At 70.7% G+C, this 16156-nt stretch carries 17 protein-coding genes; 6 read left to right on the top strand and 11 right to left on the bottom strand.

All coding sequences use genetic code 11. The features are described from left to right. The first annotated feature begins 70 nt into the window (after positions 1-70). The 3 genes from QT381_RS12105 to QT381_RS12115 all read left to right on the top strand — a co-directional run bounded on the left by QT381_RS12105 (position 71) and on the right by QT381_RS12115 (position 3450). Positions 71-1171 carry an ABC transporter ATP-binding protein gene (locus tag QT381_RS12105; RefSeq protein WP_289249257.1) on the top strand — a complete coding sequence of 367 codons (1101 nt, stop codon included), beginning with the start codon at positions 71-73 and terminating at the stop codon, positions 1169-1171. 105 nt (positions 1172-1276) lie between these two features. After that, a complete protein-coding gene (locus tag QT381_RS12110; RefSeq protein WP_289249265.1) occupies positions 1277-2566 on the top strand; it encodes a DUF4032 domain-containing protein in 1290 nt (429 codons plus the stop codon). Positions 2567-2760: 194 nt separating this feature from the next. Further along, positions 2761-3450 (top strand): hypothetical protein, encoded by a 690-nt coding sequence (locus tag QT381_RS12115; protein ID WP_289249266.1) that lies wholly within the window; start codon positions 2761-2763, stop codon positions 3448-3450. Between the two features lie 12 nt (positions 3451-3462). Here QT381_RS12115 and rlmB read toward each other — a convergent pair whose 3' ends face one another. The 7 genes from rlmB to QT381_RS12150 all read right to left on the bottom strand — a co-directional run bounded on the left by rlmB (position 3463) and on the right by QT381_RS12150 (position 9469). Beyond that, entirely contained in the window at positions 3463-4467 is a 1005-nt protein-coding gene (rlmB, locus tag QT381_RS12120) for a 23S rRNA (guanosine(2251)-2'-O)-methyltransferase RlmB (protein ID WP_289249267.1), read from the bottom strand. Further along, positions 4464-5852 (bottom strand): cysteine--tRNA ligase, encoded by a 1389-nt coding sequence (gene cysS, locus QT381_RS12125; protein WP_289249268.1) that lies wholly within the window; start codon positions 5850-5852, stop codon positions 4464-4466. Before cysS ends, rlmB begins: the two co-directional genes overlap by 4 nt. A gap of 34 nt (positions 5853-5886) precedes the next feature. Beyond that, on the bottom strand, positions 5887-7083 hold the full coding sequence (gene ispD, locus QT381_RS12130) for a 2-C-methyl-D-erythritol 4-phosphate cytidylyltransferase (protein WP_502877511.1): 1197 nt from the start codon (positions 7081-7083) through the stop codon (positions 5887-5889). Next, positions 7077-7559 (bottom strand): CarD family transcriptional regulator, encoded by a 483-nt coding sequence (locus QT381_RS12135; RefSeq protein ID WP_289249270.1) that lies wholly within the window; start codon positions 7557-7559, stop codon positions 7077-7079. The genes ispD and QT381_RS12135 overlap by 7 nt, the downstream gene beginning before the upstream one ends. 92 nt (positions 7560-7651) lie before the next feature. Next, complete coding sequence (locus QT381_RS12140) at positions 7652-8296, bottom strand: carboxypeptidase-like regulatory domain-containing protein (RefSeq protein ID WP_289249271.1); 645 nt, start codon at positions 8294-8296, stop codon at positions 7652-7654. A 10-nt stretch (positions 8297-8306) separates the two neighbouring features. After that, complete coding sequence (locus QT381_RS12145) at positions 8307-8837, bottom strand: hypothetical protein (protein WP_289249272.1); 531 nt, start codon at positions 8835-8837, stop codon at positions 8307-8309. Between the two features lie 23 nt (positions 8838-8860). After that, a complete protein-coding gene (locus QT381_RS12150; RefSeq protein ID WP_289249273.1) occupies positions 8861-9469 on the bottom strand; it encodes a M23 family metallopeptidase in 609 nt (202 codons plus the stop codon). A gap of 470 nt (positions 9470-9939) precedes the next feature. Between QT381_RS12150 and QT381_RS12155 the strand changes: the two genes are divergently transcribed. Next, positions 9940-10425, top strand: coding sequence for a hypothetical protein (locus QT381_RS12155; protein ID WP_289249274.1), 486 nt, complete (start codon positions 9940-9942; stop codon positions 10423-10425). A 60-nt stretch (positions 10426-10485) separates the two neighbouring features. Here the strand turns inward: QT381_RS12155 and QT381_RS12160 are convergent, their stop codons facing one another. Beyond that, the gene (locus QT381_RS12160; protein ID WP_289249275.1) at positions 10486-11163 is read right to left on the bottom strand and encodes a response regulator; all 678 of its coding nucleotides are present in this window, start codon (positions 11161-11163) and stop codon (positions 10486-10488) included. 1 nt (position 11164) lies between these two features. Then, the gene (locus QT381_RS12165) at positions 11165-12295 is read right to left on the bottom strand and encodes a sensor histidine kinase (protein ID WP_353889776.1); all 1131 of its coding nucleotides are present in this window, start codon (positions 12293-12295) and stop codon (positions 11165-11167) included. Between the two features lie 188 nt (positions 12296-12483). On the opposite strand from QT381_RS12165, the gene phoU reads away from it, so the two are divergent. After that, on the top strand, positions 12484-13137 hold the full coding sequence (gene phoU, locus QT381_RS12170) for a phosphate signaling complex protein PhoU (protein ID WP_289249277.1): 654 nt from the start codon (positions 12484-12486) through the stop codon (positions 13135-13137). Positions 13138-13197: 60 nt separating this feature from the next. Here phoU and QT381_RS12175 read toward each other — a convergent pair whose 3' ends face one another. Then, the gene (locus QT381_RS12175) at positions 13198-13944 is read right to left on the bottom strand and encodes a phosphoglyceromutase (protein WP_289249278.1); all 747 of its coding nucleotides are present in this window, start codon (positions 13942-13944) and stop codon (positions 13198-13200) included. A gap of 229 nt (positions 13945-14173) precedes the next feature. Between QT381_RS12175 and QT381_RS12180 the strand changes: the two genes are divergently transcribed. Continuing rightward, positions 14174-14956, top strand: coding sequence for a class I SAM-dependent methyltransferase (locus QT381_RS12180; RefSeq protein WP_289249279.1), 783 nt, complete (start codon positions 14174-14176; stop codon positions 14954-14956). An 87-nt stretch (positions 14957-15043) separates the two neighbouring features. Here QT381_RS12180 and QT381_RS12185 read toward each other — a convergent pair whose 3' ends face one another. Further along, positions 15044-16153: an FUSC family protein gene (locus tag QT381_RS12185; RefSeq protein ID WP_289249280.1), complete on the bottom strand. Its 1110-nt coding sequence runs from the start codon at positions 16151-16153 to the stop codon at positions 15044-15046. Positions 16154-16156 lie beyond the last annotated feature (3 nt).

Consider the following 16156-nt stretch of genomic DNA (forward strand, 5'->3'; position numbering starts at 1 on the left):
GTGGCACAACTGTCCATTCCATTCACTACGGATCGTCCGGCACGTACCTGCCGGTGAAGGAGAAGAAGTCATGGCATCCGTGACGTTCGACAAGGCAACCCGCCTCTACCCGGGCTCGACCAAGCCCGCGGTCGATGGCATCGACATCGAGGTCGCCGACGGCGAGTTCCTCGTGCTCGTCGGTCCCTCCGGCTGCGGCAAGTCGACCACCCTGCGCATGCTCGCCGGCCTCGAAGAGGTCAACGAGGGCCGCATCCTCATCGGTGACCGCGACGTCACCGACGTGCCGCCGAAGGACCGCGACATCGCGATGGTCTTCCAGAACTACGCGCTCTACCCGCACATGACCGTCGCCGAGAACATGGGCTTCGCGCTCAAGATCGCGGGCGTCGGCAAGGACGAGCGCGCGACCCGCGTGCTCGAGGCCGCCAAGCTGCTCGACCTGGAGCCGTACCTCGGCCGCAAGCCGAAGGCCCTCTCCGGCGGCCAGCGTCAGCGCGTCGCCATGGGCCGCGCGATCGTGCGCCAGCCGCAGGTGTTCCTCATGGACGAGCCGCTCTCGAACCTCGACGCGAAGCTCCGCGTGCAGACCCGCACGCAGATCGCGTCGCTGCAGCGCCGCCTCGGCGTCACCACGGTCTACGTCACGCACGACCAGACCGAGGCGCTCACCATGGGCGACCGCATCGCCGTGCTCAAGGACGGCGTGCTGCAGCAGGTCGGCACCCCGCGCGACCTCTACGGCGCCCCGAAGAACGTCTTCGTCGCGGGCTTCATCGGCTCGCCCGCGATGAACCTGTTCGAGGTCGACCTCGTCGAGGGCGGGCTCAAGTTCGGCACGGCCACCGCGGCCGTCGACCGCGACACCCTCGCCTCGACGAGCGCCGCTCGGGCCACCATCGGCGTGCGCCCCGAGGACCTCGTCGTGTCGACCACCGGCAACGGCCTCCCGGTCGACGTCGACGTCGTCGAGGAGCTCGGCGCGGACGGCTACCTCTACGGTCACGCCGAGATCAACGGATCGCGCGTCGACATCGTCGCCCGCGTCGACGGTCGCAGCCATCCGAGCGCCGGCGACAAGATCGTCGTCACGCCCCAGCCCGACCACATCCACGTGTTCGACTCCGAGTCGGGCGAGCGCCTGACGAAGAAGGAGATCGTCGCGGCCTGAGGCCCGGCGGGCCGCTTCGCGCGGCTAGCCTGAACGGGCGACGGATGCCGGCATCCGTCGCCCGTTCTGCAGTTCTGCTCGACCGGCACCGCGGAGAGGACCCCGATGGCGAAGGCCTCGCTCAACATCACGGCGGCGACCGTCGACCCCGGGCTGCTCGACCTGCCCTGGGAGCTGCCGCTCGACCTGTGGCCCGACGAGACCATCGCCGCGCTGCCCAAGGGCATCTCGCGGCACCTCGTGCGCTTCGTGCACCTGTCGGGGTACATCGTCGCGATCAAGGAGACGAGCGCGGAGCTCGCGAAGAGCGAGTACGACATGCTGCGCACGCTGCAGCGGCTCGACATCCCGTGCGTCGACCCCGTCGCGGTCATCACGAACCGAACGGATGCCGCGGGCGAGCCGCTGCTGCCCGTGCTCGTCACGCGGCACCTCAAGTTCTCGCTGCCGTACCGCGCGCTGTACTCCCAGTCGCTGCGTCCGGACACCGCGAAGCGGCTCGTCGACGCGCTCGCCGTGCTGCTCGTGCGCCTGCACATCATCGGCTTCTTCTGGGGCGACGTGTCGCTCTCGAACACGCTGTTCCGCCGCGACGCGGGCGCGTTCGCCGCCTACCTCGTCGACGCCGAGACCGGTCAGCTGTTCGACGGCGGGCTCTCGAACGGGCAGCGGGAGAACGACCTCGAGATCGCCCGCGTGAACATCGCGGGCGAGCTGCTCGACCTCGAGGCGGGCGGCCGGCTGCAGGAGGACACCGACCCGGTCGACCTCTCCAGCGGCATCGTGGCGAAGTACCGCGAGCTGTGGAGCGAGCTGACCGGCACGGAGGAGTTCGACGCGAGCGAGCGCTGGCGCATCAACGAGCGCGTGGAACGCCTCAACGAGCTCGGCTTCGACATCGAGGAGCTCGCCATCCGCTCGGATGCGACCGGCGCGCACCTGCGCATCCAGCCGAAGGTCGTCGACGCGGGCCACCACCAGCGCCGCCTGCTGCGGCTCACCGGCCTCGACGCGCAGGAGAACCAGGCCCGGCGGCTGCTCAACGACCTCGACGCGTACGTCGCCACCAACCGGGTCGAGGGCGACGGCGACGAGGAGGAGCTCGCGCATGAGTGGACGGTGCGCGTGTTCGAGCCGGTCATCCGCTCGATCCCGCGCGACCTGCGCGGCAAGCTCGAGCCGGCCGAGGTGTTCCACCAGCTGCTCGATCACCGCTGGTACCTCTCCGAGCAGGAGAAGCGCGACGTGCCGCTCGCGGAGGCGCTCACGAGCTACATCGACACGATCCTGCGGCACCGCCGCGACGAGGCCGCGATGTTCAACCCGCCGACGGGAACGATCACGATGCCGCTCGACGTGATCGACGACGAGGAGGACTGGCGCAAGCTCGTCTGAGCGGCGCCCGCTTGCTCAGCACTTCTCGCCGTCCGGCCGCGCCAGTTCCATTTGCCGTTATCGAAACGATGACTCGCCTTTAGGGACCACCGGCGTCGGAAGACTCTAGAACCCCGACATGGAGCTTCCCTTCGGTCCTCCGCCGGGACACTGCGGAGGGCGGTGACGGCGTCGAGGCCGTCTACGCGCATCTCGTGCACGACACTCTGACGCCAGCCAACATTTCGGTCACTAAGGGCGACAAGGTGGGCGACACCAGCAATACCGGCACGTGCGGTGATGCTGTTGGCAACGCCGTCTATTGGCATCTCAGCATGGTGCGGAACTGGGACAAACTGGAATGGCGCCGCCACCTCCTACTTCAATCCCTGCCCTTTCCGGGAGCAGAGGAGACGAGCCTGCCCAGCTCGGCGGAGTCCAGTCCCGCCCCGACTCCGAGTCCATCGTCCAGCCGCGACGCCGAGGCCACCGCCTACTGGAATTCCTGCGCCGAGCTGCTCGACGCGGACACGGTGGCCGAGTTCCGGGAGCAGGGTCTGGTGCCCGCGAGCGCGGACTATCCGGCCAAAGTCGCTGAGGAGTCGTACCCGATCGGCTATTTCGTGAAATATGGCGGGCTGGCTTGCGGGTTCAAGCCGGAGGGCGGCGACCTGGCCGTTGCCCATGCTTATGGCCCGATCAGCGACGCCGACGCCGACGACTGGCGGAATAAGCTGCTCAGGCGCGGGTCGGAACTCGTCGAAGACTCGCCCTACGAGCGGTACACCGACTACGACGGATACGGCGGCGGGTTCGCCTTCGGCGACGGATACTGGGCTTACACGCTCGACAACGGCGGCGGCGACGTGCTCGACGAGGTCGTGGCGAACGCGCCGGAGTTCTGAACCGGATCAGAACTACTGGGTCGCACGGGCCGTCGCGATCTGGTACAGGGCGACGGATGCCGCGATGCCCGCGTTGAGCGACTCGGCATTTCCCGTGATCGGGATCGAGACGACCGCGTCGCACTGCTCGGTGACGAGCCGCGACAGGCCCTTGCCCTCGCTGCCGACGACGACGAGGAGCGGCTCGTTCGCGAGCTCGAGTCCCGGCAGCGAGACGTCGCCGTCGCCGTCGAGACCGACGACGAACACGCCGCGGCCCTTGAGCTCCTTGATCGTCGAGGTCAGGTTCGACGCCATCGCGACCGGGATGCGCGCCGCCGCCCCCGCGCTCGTCTTCCACGCCGCGCTCGTCACGCCGACGCTGCGCCGCTGGGGCACGATGACGCCCTGGCCGCCGAACGCCGCGACCGAGCGGATGATCGCCCCGAGGTTGCGCGGGTCGGTGATGCCGTCGAGGGCGACCAGGAGCGGCTTCTGCCCGCGGGAGATCGCGCGGTCGAGCAGGTCGACCGGGTGCGCGTACTGGTACGGGGGCACGGCGAGGCCGACGCCCTGGTGCACGGAGTCGGGGCCGGCGAGGCGGTCGAGCTCCGGCCGCATCACCTCGAGCACGGCGACGCCGCGCCCGGTGGCGATCGACAGGATCTCCTTGACCCGGTCGTCGAACTCGATCCGGCTCGCGATGTAGAGCGTCGTCGCGGGCACGCGCGTGCGGAGCGCCTCGAGCACCGAGTTGCGCCCCGTGACGAACTCCGAGTCGCGGTCCTTGCGCTGCGGCGACTTCGTCGGCCGGCCGCCGCCGGTCGCGCCGGGCCTGCCGCCCGAGCGCTTCACGGCCGCGTCGAAACGCTCCTGCGCGGCCTTGCGCTTGCCCGCCGGGTGATACGGCCGGTCCTCCGCCTTCGGCGTCGGCTTGCGGCCCTCGAGGGCCTGCCGCCCCTGGCCGCCCGAGCCGACCTGCGCACCCTTGCTCTTCTTGCGCACCGCGCCCGCACGGGGCTTTCCGGCACCCTTCATGATCCGATCCTCCAGGTCGTTCCGTCGGCCCCGTCCTCGAGGGCGATGCCCGCGAGCACGAGCTCGTCGCGGATGCGGTCCGCTGTGCCGTAGTCCTTCGCGGCGCGCGCCGCGGTGCGATCGTCGAGCAGACGCGCGACGAGCGAGGCGAGCGCGATCGACGCGGCCCCGGCATCCGCTCGCGGCGCCAGGTCGAGCCCGAGCACGCCGGTCATCGCGAGCACCTGGCCGAGGGCGACGGATGCCGCGCGCGCGTCGTCCGCGTCGATCGCAGCGTTGCCGGCGCGCACGGTCTCGTGCAGCACGCCGAGCGCCGCCGGCACGCCGAGGTCGTCGTCCATCGCGGCGCCGAACGCGTCCGGCACCACCTCGACGATCGCGCCGCGCTCGGCGATCCGTTCGGCGCGCTCGAGGAACGAGCGGATGCGGCCGACCGCGGCCGCCGCCTCCTCGAGCGCGCCGTCGTGGTAGTCGATCGTCGAGCGGTAGTGCGCGCTCGCGAGGTAGTAGCGCACGACGACCGGCTCGGCGAGCGCGAGGAAGTCGGCGGCGAAGATCGAGTTGCCGAGCGACTTCGACATCTTCTGGCCGTCGACCGTGACGAGGCCGTTGTGCACCCAGTGCGTCGCGAAGGCCAGGCCGGCCGCGGCGGACTGGGCGAGCTCGTTCTCGTGGTGCGGGAAGCGCAGGTCGAGGCCGCCGCCGTGGATGTCGAACGCGTCGCCGAGGTAGCGCCGGCTCATCGCCGAGCACTCGATGTGCCAGCCCGGCCGGCCCTCGCCCCACGGCGAGGCCCACGCGGCATCCGCGTTCTCCTCGGGCTTGCGGCCCTTCCACAGCGCGAAGTCGCGGGAATCGCGCTTGCCGCGCGGGTCGGCATCCGCGGCCGCCTCCATCGCGTCGACGCTCTGGTGGGTGAGCGAGCCGTAGTCGGGCCAGGACAGCACGTCGAAGTACACGTCGCCCGAGCCGTCGGGGGCCGGGTAGGCATGACCGCCGGCGATGAGCCGCCCGATGAGCTCGATCATCTGCGGGATGGATGCGGTGGCGCGCGGCTCGTAGCTCGGCGGAAGCACGCCGATCGCCGAGTACGCGGCGGTGAACTCGAGCTCGACGCGGTAGGCGAGCGCCCAGTACGGCTCACTCGTGGCGTTCAGGAGGATCTTGTCGTCGATGTCGGTGACGTTGCGCACGAGCGTGACGTCGAGGCCGCGGTAGCCGAACCAGCGGCGCCACAGGTCGTAGACGAGGGCGGAGCGCACGTGCCCGACGTGCGGCGACGACTGCACCGTGGGTCCGCACACGTACATGCCGACCCGTCCCGGAACGCGCGGGGAGAAGTCGACCACCCGCTGCTCGCGGCTGTCGTACAGGCGGATCGTCACCGGCTCATGGTAGCGGCGCACTCACGCCCGCTACTCAGGACGCACGAACGGATGCGGTGGCGATCGCCGTGAGCCCCTCGCCGCGTCCCGCGAAGCCGAGCCCGTCGCTCGTCGTCGCCGACACGCTCACGGGCGCGCCGACGAGCTCGGTCAGCCGGGCCTCCAGCTCGAGCCGGCGCGCAGCGACCTTCGGCCGGTTGGCGATGACCTGCACGGCGACGTTGACGATCTCGAACCCGGCCCCGTCGACGAGCGCGACGGTCTCGGCGATGAAGACGTCGGCGTGCGCGCCCGCGAACCGCGGGTCGCTCGTGCCGAACCGGCTGCCGAGGTCGCCGAGCCCCGCGGCGGACAGCAGCGCGTCGCACACCGCGTGCGAGAGCGCGTCGCCGTCGCTGTGCCCCGACAGGCCCGGCTCGTCGGGCCAGTACAGGCCGCCGAGCCAGAGCGGCGACGCGTCGTCGTAGGCGTGCACGTCGACGCCGATCCCGGTGCGCACGATCATTCCGCTCCTCCCGAGCAGCTCCGCGCGCCCGAGGTCCTCGGGCGTCGTGATCTTGTGGGCGAGCGGGTCGCCCTCGACCGTGACGACGCGGTGGCCCGCGGCGGCGAACAGCGCCGCGTCATCCGTGTAGTCGAGGCCGTCGGTCGCGTAGGCCGCGACGAGCTCGGCGCGCGGGAAGCCCTGCGGCGTCTGCACGGCGACGAGGCTCGCGCGGTCGAGGGTCTGCTCGACCGCGCCGGTCCAGTCCACCCGTTTCACCGTGTCCGTGACGGGCTGCGCGGGCACGACCCCGGCGCGCTCGGCGCGGACGGCGGCGATCACGCGCGCGAACTGCTCCGTCGGCGTGAACGCCCGCGCCGCGTCGTGCACGAGGACGACCTCGATCTCGGGCGCGAGGCGTGCGATGCCCGCCGCGACGGACGCCGTGCGGGTGTCGCCGCCGGGCACGACGTCGACGCGCGCGATCGCGGCGCCGTGCTCCCGCACGATGCCGGCCGCCTCGTCGAGCCGGGCCGCGGGCGCCACCACGACGAGCTGCACGGGTTCCGCGAGCGCCGCGATCGGCTCGACCGCGTGTGCCAGCAGCGGGATGCCGCGCACCGGCACGAACGCCTTGGGCACCGGCTGCCGCAGCCGCACGCCCGAGCCCGCGCCGACGAGCACGACCGCGACGCGCGGGACGGATCCGGCGCGCTCGGTCGCCACGGCATCCGCGGCGCTCAGGATGCCAGCACCTCGTCGAGCAGGGTCGCCGCGTGCTGCTCGTCGGTCTGCTCCGCGAGGGCGAGCTCGGACGTGAGCACCTGCCGCGCCTTCGCGAGCATGCTCTTCTCGCCCGCCGACAGCCCGCGGTCCTGGTCGCGGCGCCACAGGTCGCGCACCACCTCGGAGACCTTGATGACGTCGCCGGAGCCGAGCTTCTCGAGGTTCGCCTTGTAGCGGCGGCTCCAGTTCGTGGGCTCCTCGACGAGCGGGGCGCGGAGCACCTCGAACACGCGCTCGAGCCCGTCGTGCCCGATCACGTCGCGCACGCCGACGAGATCGACGTTCTCGGCGGGCACCTCGATGACGAGGTCGCCCTGCGCGACGTCCAGCTTGAGATAGGTCTTCTCGACGCCCTTGATGACGCGGCTCTTGACCTCGATGATCGTCGCCGCACCGTGGTGCGGGTAGACGACGGTCTCGCCGACCTCGAACAGCATGGGACCACCCTTTCACCGACCGCTCATTCTACCGAAAGGCAGCGCGCTCGCCCATGGGTACGGGCGCGGCGGACGCAGGGCGCGACCGAGAGTCAGCCGACTCTCTGATCGAGCCCGGCCGTCTTCTTGCCGGCTCCGACCGTCACCGTTGGGGAGTTGGCCCGCGTGCTCGCGTGGCCGTACCAGAACGCGGTGCCGCTCTTCGGCGCGAAGCGCAGCTTGTAGTCGCCGGCGGGCACCGTGAGGTGGAAATGGCCCGAGCCTGTCGTCACAACCGAGTGGTAGGTCTCGCCCGTTTCGGCGTCATATGCCTTCACGGTGACCTGGTCGACCGCGTCTCCGTCGGAGTCGACCACAGTCCCGGCGAGCATCGCGGATCGTTCCAGAGTTCGGTCGACACGGTGCGTGGACCCGGCAGAGGCCGCGAATGGACCCTTAGCCACACCGAAGTAGCGATCCCTGGGGTCCTCGAAGGACATGGTCAGTTTCGAGCCTGCCGCGATGTGCAGCTCATAGCGACCGTTCGCGTCGGTCTTGACCTCACGGTATTTCGACGAAGGAGCCCCGTCGTAGGGCACGCCTGCGCCCACGACGATTCCCGCGGTCCCCGCGCCGTCGCTCGTGCGTACGTGACCCTTCAGTGTCACCAGTCCTGCGGGACTCGCCGACATAGCCGTGGCGAGTGCACCTCCTGTGGCGAGCGCGAGCGCGACGATGACCGCAGCAAACTTCTTCATGGTGCTTTCCTCAGAATCTTGGAGCATTGGAGACGATCTGATCGAGGACGTCACCGAAGCCGTTGTCGAGCGCATAGGCCCAGTAGCCGTTTCCGAAGGCGTACCCGCCTGGGTAGCCGTCCGGGTGCGTATACCGGACGTAGTTGCTTCCTTCGACAACGACGGAACCGAGCCTTACGAGCTCGGTTTGCTTCGCCGCCGCCGCTTCCGCGGTGATGGGTCCGTAACCGTAGAGAAGGCCTGCCTCGTAACCGTCTCCCCAGGCGCAAGCGACGCCGCCCGTGTTGACGAACTCCCCGAGGAAGCTGCCTTGTTCCGCTGCGACCTTCTTCTGGTACTCCGCCCCGCCTTCGACTTCTTTCGCGTCGCGGAGCTTCTGCACGGTGGCTTCGTCAAGCAATGCCGAGCAGATCACCGGCTCAGCGCTTGACGCGGCGGCGGGGACGAAGTCGCTGGATCCTGCTCTTCCCGCGCATCCCGCCAGCAATAGAACCGCGACACCACTGACGGCGACGCTCACACGGATTGCGGACTTGTTCACGGGGAGCCGTCTCCTCTCGCCGCTCACAGCGACGCTCCGTGGGCAGTCAGAAATGCGTAGGGGTCAAACAGAGTCGTAGAGGTCGAGTTCCACGGGTCCGACGCCGGGGTGTCCCAGTTGCGCGCCGTGCTGATGTGCATGTGATACCCCATCGCGCAGTCTCCGGTGTTCCCGGTGGTGGCCTCGATATCGCCCTGAAGAACAGACTGGTTGACGGTGTAATTGAGCGTGTCCAAGTGCGCCTCCGCATCCTCCACGCCATCCGTGTGGGTCACGACCAGGTACTTTCCGTGGCATGAGGATTCGGTGCCTCGATCTACGACAGTGCCTGCCTTGATGGCGACCACGTTGAAGTGGTCATAGCCGGGTTTAGCAAAGTCGAGCCCGGAATGCGGACGCGTGCAACTGAAGTCCTGGGTCTCGTTCGCACTGCCCACGAACGGATTGACGTAGGTCAGGGTGCTGCCGGGGACGGTCGTGCATGCCCACGCATTTGCCGCGATGGGCATGCCTAGGGTGAGTCCGCCCACGAGCGTCGCGAACGCAACGCCGAAAGCGAGAGCACGTCGCCGTCGGAGCGGGCGTTGCGTCGACGCGCGGAATTTTGACCTGACAATCTCTCCGAAACCCATGTGTCGAACCTAAACCCGCCATAGAGAATGCAACCCGTGTGGTCCAGCGGAGTCGGCATGTGCTCAGGATCTATCGCTTCGGGCGCTCAGCGCTGCAAAATAGTGAAGTTGTGCCTTCACAGTGCGGGGGCCTCGATGGTGGGCTACGCGAATATCCCTCGGGTATCACTTAGGTGGCGAGCGAGCTCCTCGACCGACTGGCCGGACTCGGCCTCGGTCACCCCGACCGCATCATCAGCGACCATCGCGCCCTTCTTCCAGGCGCGTTGCCCGTCGCCGCCCCACATCGTCCACACCGCTGCGGGGCGCGGCACAGGGCGGGATCCACACCCGGTGCCACATGTTGGATCGTCAGGTTCTCAACGAACGCAGGGTCGCGACTCGTGCCAGTCGCCTGTGCGGCCAGCCGCTAGGCTGGAACGGCTCCATGCCCGGTCGCGGGCATGGTCTCGAAACTCCTGGAGGGTCACGTGATCGCTCGCGCCGCGGCATCCGTCGTCGTCGCCACCGCTCTGGTGCTGGGCACCGCGGGGTGCGGGTTCTTCGCCCCGCAGGCCACCGAGATCCACTACCAGCCGTCGGACGGCGTCGCGGCCACCGTCGGTGACATCGAGCTGCGCAACGTCATCGCGCTGTCGAGCGACGGCACGACCGCCTCCGTCACGTTCGGCGCGATCAACACCGGCTCCGACCGCATCGCGGTCACCTTCTCGGTCGACGACTCCTCCGGCGATGACGTGAAGCAGACGCTCGTGCTGCCCGCGGGCCTCAGCACGGTCGGCGGCGGCGGAGCGGATGCCTCGCTCGTGTTCTCGGGCCTCGACGCCACCGTGGGCGGTCTGCTGCCGGTCTTCGTGCAGTACGGCAGCGAGCCGGGCAAGCAGCTGCAGGTGCCGGTGCTCGACGGCGCGCAGGAGCAGTTCGCCACCCTCGTGCCGACGAGCGCGCCCGAGTAGCCCGACGCGCCCGCGCGGCGCGACGGACCCGGGCAGCCCGACGGACCCGGGCAGCGCGGCCTACGCCTCGAAGCGGTAGCCCAGTCCGCGCACCGTGACGAGCATCGTCGGGTTCGACGGCTCCTTCTCGATGCGCGAGCGGATGCGCTTGATGTGCACGTCGAGCGTCTTCGTGTCGCCGAAGTAGTCCGACCCCCACACCCGGTCGATGAGCTGGCCGCGCGTGAGCACGCGACCGGCGTTGCGCAGCAGGTACTCGAGCAGCTCGAACTCCTTGAGCGGCAGCGCCACGTCGGCGCCGCCGACCTGCACGGTGTGGCGCTCGACGTCCATCCGCACCTCGCCCGCGGCGAGCACCGACTCGTCGTCGGGCGCATCCGTGTGCCGCCGGAGCACGGCACGGATGCGCGCGAGCAGCTCGCGGGTCTTGTAGGGCTTGGTCACGTAGTCGTCGGCGCCCAGCTCGAGCCCGACCACGACATCCACTTCGGCGTCCTTCGCGGTGAGCATGATGATCGGCACGCTCGAGCGGGAACGGATGTCGCGGCACACCTCGGTTCCGGACAGTCCCGGCAGCATGAGGTCGAGCAGCACGAGGTCGGGGTCGACACGGGCGAACTCGGCGACGGCGGTGCGACCGTCCTCGACGACCTCGGTGTCGTAGCCCTCCTTCTCGAGCAGGTAGCTGAGCGGCTCGCTGAGCGAGGCTTCGTCTTCAACGATGAGGATGCGGGTCATATCAGGCTCCGAGACTCGCGGCCGCCGAGGCGGTCGCCTCGGGCAGCCGGATGGTGAACGTGGATCCGCGGCCCGGCTGGGACCACAGACGCACGTCGCCGCCGTGGTTCTGGGCGACGTGTTTGACGATGGCGAGCCCGAGGCCCGTGCCGCCGGTGTTGCGGCTGCGCGCGGGGTCCACGCGGTAGAAGCGCTCGAACACGCGCTCGCGCTCCTCCTCGGGGATGCCGACGCCCTGGTCCGTGACGGCGATCTCGACGGCGTCGTCGACGCGGCGCACGCCCACGCCGACCCGCGATCCGTCGGGCGAGTACTGGACCGCGTTCGCGATGAGGTTGTGCACGGCGACGACGAGCAGCGCGCTGTCGCCGAGCACCTCGAGGCCCTTCTGGCCGCCGCCGACGATCGTGATGCGCCGGCCATCGGCACCGACCTGGTTCTCGTCGATCGCGAGGCCGACGACGTCGTCGACGCGCACGACGTCGGGGTCGGCGAGCGCCTCGGCGGCCTGCAGGCGCGAGAGCTCGATGATCGCCTTCGTGATGCGGGCCAGGCGGTCGGCCTCCACGCTCATCCGCCTCGCGAAGCGCGCGACGGCCACCGGGTCGTCCACCGACTCGCTGAGGGCCTCGGCGAGCAGGCCGATCGCGCCGATCGGCGTCTTGAGCTCGTGGCTGATGTTCGCGATGAAGTCGCGCCGCACATCCTCGAGGCGGAACGCCTCGGTGCGGTCCTCGGCGAGCACGAGCACGTGCCGCACCCCGAGCAGCGCCACGCGCACCTTCAGGTGCAGCGACGGGTCGGAGAACGGCGATCGCGCGAGCAGCAGGTCGTCGGTGAGCGTGTCGCCGGAACGGCGCACGGCATCCACGAGGTCGACGATCTCCGTGTGCACGAGGTGGTCGCCCGCCACGATGCCGAGCGCGTACGCCCCGCGGCTCGCGGAGACCACGTTGTTCGACGGGTCGAGCACGACGCCCGCCGAGTCGAGCACGTCGACGACCGCCTCGACGCCCTCGGGCACGCCGTAGCCGGCGACATCCGCCGCCTGCTGACCGCGGCGGGCGGCCATCACGGTCACCACGACGAGCGATGCGCCCAGGAGAGCACCGACGGCCAAGGCCAGAGGCACCAGCCAGGCGGACTGCATAGCCGATAGATTAGTGACCAACGGGGAACGCTCGGGTGGCGGGGAAGCGTCATCCCGGAACCGAGGGCGAGATGTTCACCGATCCGTCGGCATCCGTTCACCGTGACCTTGCAGGGTGGCGGGCACTGTGCGGAAAGACTGGTCGCCCGCATCAGGAAAGAAGGACGAGCGTGCGCGAGTTATTCCAGCAGGAGCTTCGTGAGGTGCAGGAGCGCCTCGTCGAGATCGCCGGCTTCGTGTCCGTCTCGATCGACAGCGCCACCCGCGCCTTCAACGACTCCGACGTGTCGCTCGCCGAGACCGTGATCGCCAACGACGAGCGCATCGACTACGCGGCCCGCGAGCTCGACGAGCTCGCCATCAACATCCTCGCCCGCCAGGCGCCCGTCGCGCGCGACCTGCGCATCGTGGTGAGCGCGCTCCGGATCAGCGCGTCGCTGGAGCGGATGGGCGACATGGCCGAGCACATCGCCCAGCTCGCGCGCTACCGCTTCCCCGACAAGGTCGTGCCGAAGCCGCTGCGCCACACGTTCGCGGAGATGGGGGCGCTCGACGTCGCCATCGCGAAGAAGCTCGTGACGCTGCTGGAGACCGAGGACGTCGAGGTCGCCGAGGAGATCCGCGGCGACGACGACCGCATCGACGCGCTGCACCTGAGCGTGTTCGACAAGGTGCTCAGCGAGACCTGGAAGGGCGCGGCCGTCGACACCGTGGATGCGACCCTCGCCTCGCGCTACCACGAGCGCTTCGCCGACCACGCGGTCTCGATCGCCAAGAAGGTGCAGTATCTCGCGACGGGCGACTGGGTGGCCGCGAGCGCCTGAGCGTTCGGCAGACACGACGACGACCCCCGAGCGCGCGCTCGGGGGCCGTCGTGTTCGTCGCTACTTCTTGCCCTGGGCGGCGACCGCGGCGGCGCCGGCCGCGGCGGCCGCGGGGTCGAGGTAGTAGGACGGCGCGACGGGCCTCAGGTCGTCACCGAGCTCGTAGACGAGCGGGATGCCGGTCGGGATGTTGAGCTCGGCGATGTCCGCGTCGCTGATGCCGTCGAGGTGCTTGACGAGCGCGCGCAGCGAGTTGCCGTGGGCGGTGACGAGCACGGTCCTGCCGGCGGTCAGGTCGACGGAGATGTCCGACTCCCAGTAGGGCAGCATCCGGTCGATGACGAGCTTGAGGCTCTCGGTGCGCGGCAGCTCCGCATCCGGGATGCCGTCGTAGCGCTCGTCGCCGACCTGGCTGAACGCGGAGTCGTCGGGCAGCGGCGGCGGCGGCACGTCGAAGCTGCGGCGCCAGGTCTGGAACTGCTCCGGCCCGTACTTCTCGAGCGTCTCGGCCTTGTCGAGGCCCTGGAGCGCGCCGTAGTGGCGCTCGTTGAGCCGCCAGCTGCGCTTGACCGGGATCCACGCGCGATCGGCCCGCTCGAGGGCGAGGTTCGCGGTCTGGATGGCGCGGGTGAGCACGCTCGTGTAGAGGATCTCGGGCTTGAGGCCCGACTCGGCGAGGAGGTCGCCGGCGCGCTTCGCCTCGGTCTCGCCCACGTCGCTGAGCCGCACGTCGACCCAGCCCGTGAAGAGGTTCTTCTGGTTCCATTCCGAGTTGCCGTGGCGCAGCAGGATGAGCGTGTACGTCATGGTTTCAGCCTAGCGATCGGCCGCTACCCGAAAAACGAAGGCCTGCCCCGTGCCGAGGCCGGCGGCCCGCGCCGACGCCGGTGCCCCGTGCTGTGCCCGAAAACGAAGGAGCACGGCGCCCGATCGCTCGGGACCGGGCGATTCTCGGGCCCGGATGCCGCACCCTCCTTCGTTTTCGGCACGGGGTCGCGCGTCCCTGCCGCCGGGCCCGGCGCGGGAGAATGGGAGGGTGGCCCGGGGCGCAGAGGGGCGGATCACCCGCGGCACGACGGGCACGAACCGCCTGCGCCGTGTCGACCGCTGGGTCGCGCGCCTGCCCGCGCTGCGCCGCACGCCGCATCCGCTCGTCGTCGACCTCGGCTTCGGCGGAAGCGCCGCGACGCCGCTCGAGCTGCACCGCCGGCTCGCCGCGGTGAACCCGCGCGTCGAGGTCGTCGGCGTCGAGATCGACCCCGGGCGGGTGCGGATCGCGTCGGCATCCGCGGTGCCCGGCGTGAGCTTCCGCGTCGGCGGTTTCGAGGTGCCGACGGAGCGGCGGCCGACGATCATCCGCGCCTTCAACGTGCTGCGGCAGTACGACGAGCACGAGGTGCCGGACGCGTGGCGGCGGATGACGTCCCGCCTCACCGAGGACGGCACGCTCGTCGAGGGCACCTGCGACGAGATCGGCCGGGTGTGCTCGTGGGTGGCGCTCGGGCCCGCGGGGCCGCGCACCCTGACGATCAGCCTGCGGCTCTCGGGACTCGAGCTGCCGTCGATCGTCGCGGAGCGGCTGCCGAAGGCGCTCATCCACCGCAACGTGCCCGGCGAGCGCGTGCACGAGCTCATGCTCGCGCTCGACCGGGCCTGGCGCACGAATGCGCCGCTCGGCGTCTACTCCCCCGCGCAGCGCTGGATCGCGACCGCTCGCACCCTCGCGGCGGCGGGCTGGCCCGTGCGCGACGGTGTCGCGCGCTGGCGTCTCGGCGAGCTCACCCTCGACTGGGACGCGGTCGCGCCCGCCCGTCTCTAACCCCGGGTGAGGACGTTCTGCGCGTGTGAGGACGTCCTGGGGCGTCCTCACACGCGCAGAACGTCCTCACACGGGGTTAGAGCCGGGTTAGAGCGGCGGGAGGAGTGCCCGGGCCGCGGCGACGTCCGCGCCGGAGCCCTCGAGCAGATCGACGACGAGGGGGCGCACGAGCAGCACGACGGCGGCATCCGGGATCGGGGCGGTCGGCACGATCGTCCGCGGCGACAGCCTCGGCGCGAGCTCGCGCAGCAGGGCACCGGATGCCTCCACCCGTCCGGCGTCAGGGAGCGACTCCCCGAGCAGGCGCACCGCCGTGCGCACCTCGGACAGCAGCGCCGCGAGCTCGGGGCGCGGCGCGCGGTCGGCGACGAGGAACTCCACGCGCCGGGCGAGCACGCGCAGGTGCCGGGCCGCGAGGTCGGCGGCCCGCAGGCCGCGCTCCTGCCGGCGCAGCTCGGGCAGGTGCCCGCGCAGGAACGGCGAGAGCCGCGAGACCGCGATCGCGGTGTCGAGCGAGTCCGTCCAGTCGTCGACGAGCGACTGCGTGCGCCGCAGCCGCTCGAGCGCGAGCGCGCCCGGCGCCGACTGCCCGAGCGCGAGCCCGTCGATGAGCGCCCCGATCGCCTCGTCGATCGCGCCGAACATCACCCGCGCGTCGCGCCGGGCCGCCCCGCGCGGGTCGCGCGGCACGAGCACGGTGACGAGCAGCGCGATGGCGCCGCCGATGAGCGCGTCGACCGTGCGCCCCAGCTCGCCCTCGTTCGGCACCGGCAGCAGCAGCACGATCGCCGAGGGCACCGCCGCGGCGATCGCGAACGCCGGCTTCGCCGAGACGAGGCGTCCGACGACGAGCACGACCGCGAGCACGATGAGCAGCTGCCACAGGCCCTTGCCCCAGGTGAGCCCCGCGACGTCGGCGAGCGCGACCCCGATGACGATGCCCGCGACGCTCTCGGCGACCCGGAGCGGTCGGGCGTCGCGCGCGAGCCCCAGCGCGTTCAGCGTGACCGTGACGGCGAGCAGCGGGGTCGCGTGTCCCAGCCCGTAGTGCGCGATCGCGTACGCGCCGCCCGCGGCCACGAGCAGCTGTCCGATCGCCGGCAGCGAGGCGCCGACGCGGCGGTACGCCGAGCGCGCCGCCACCCGGAGGCGCACCTGGTGCTCGAGCCTGCGGAGGGCGTCCGCGTCGCCGGGCACGCG

Origin of the sequence: Galbitalea sp. SE-J8, assembly GCF_030345695.1 — a bacterium.
GTDB lineage: Bacteria > Actinomycetota > Actinomycetes > Actinomycetales > Microbacteriaceae > JAUASV01.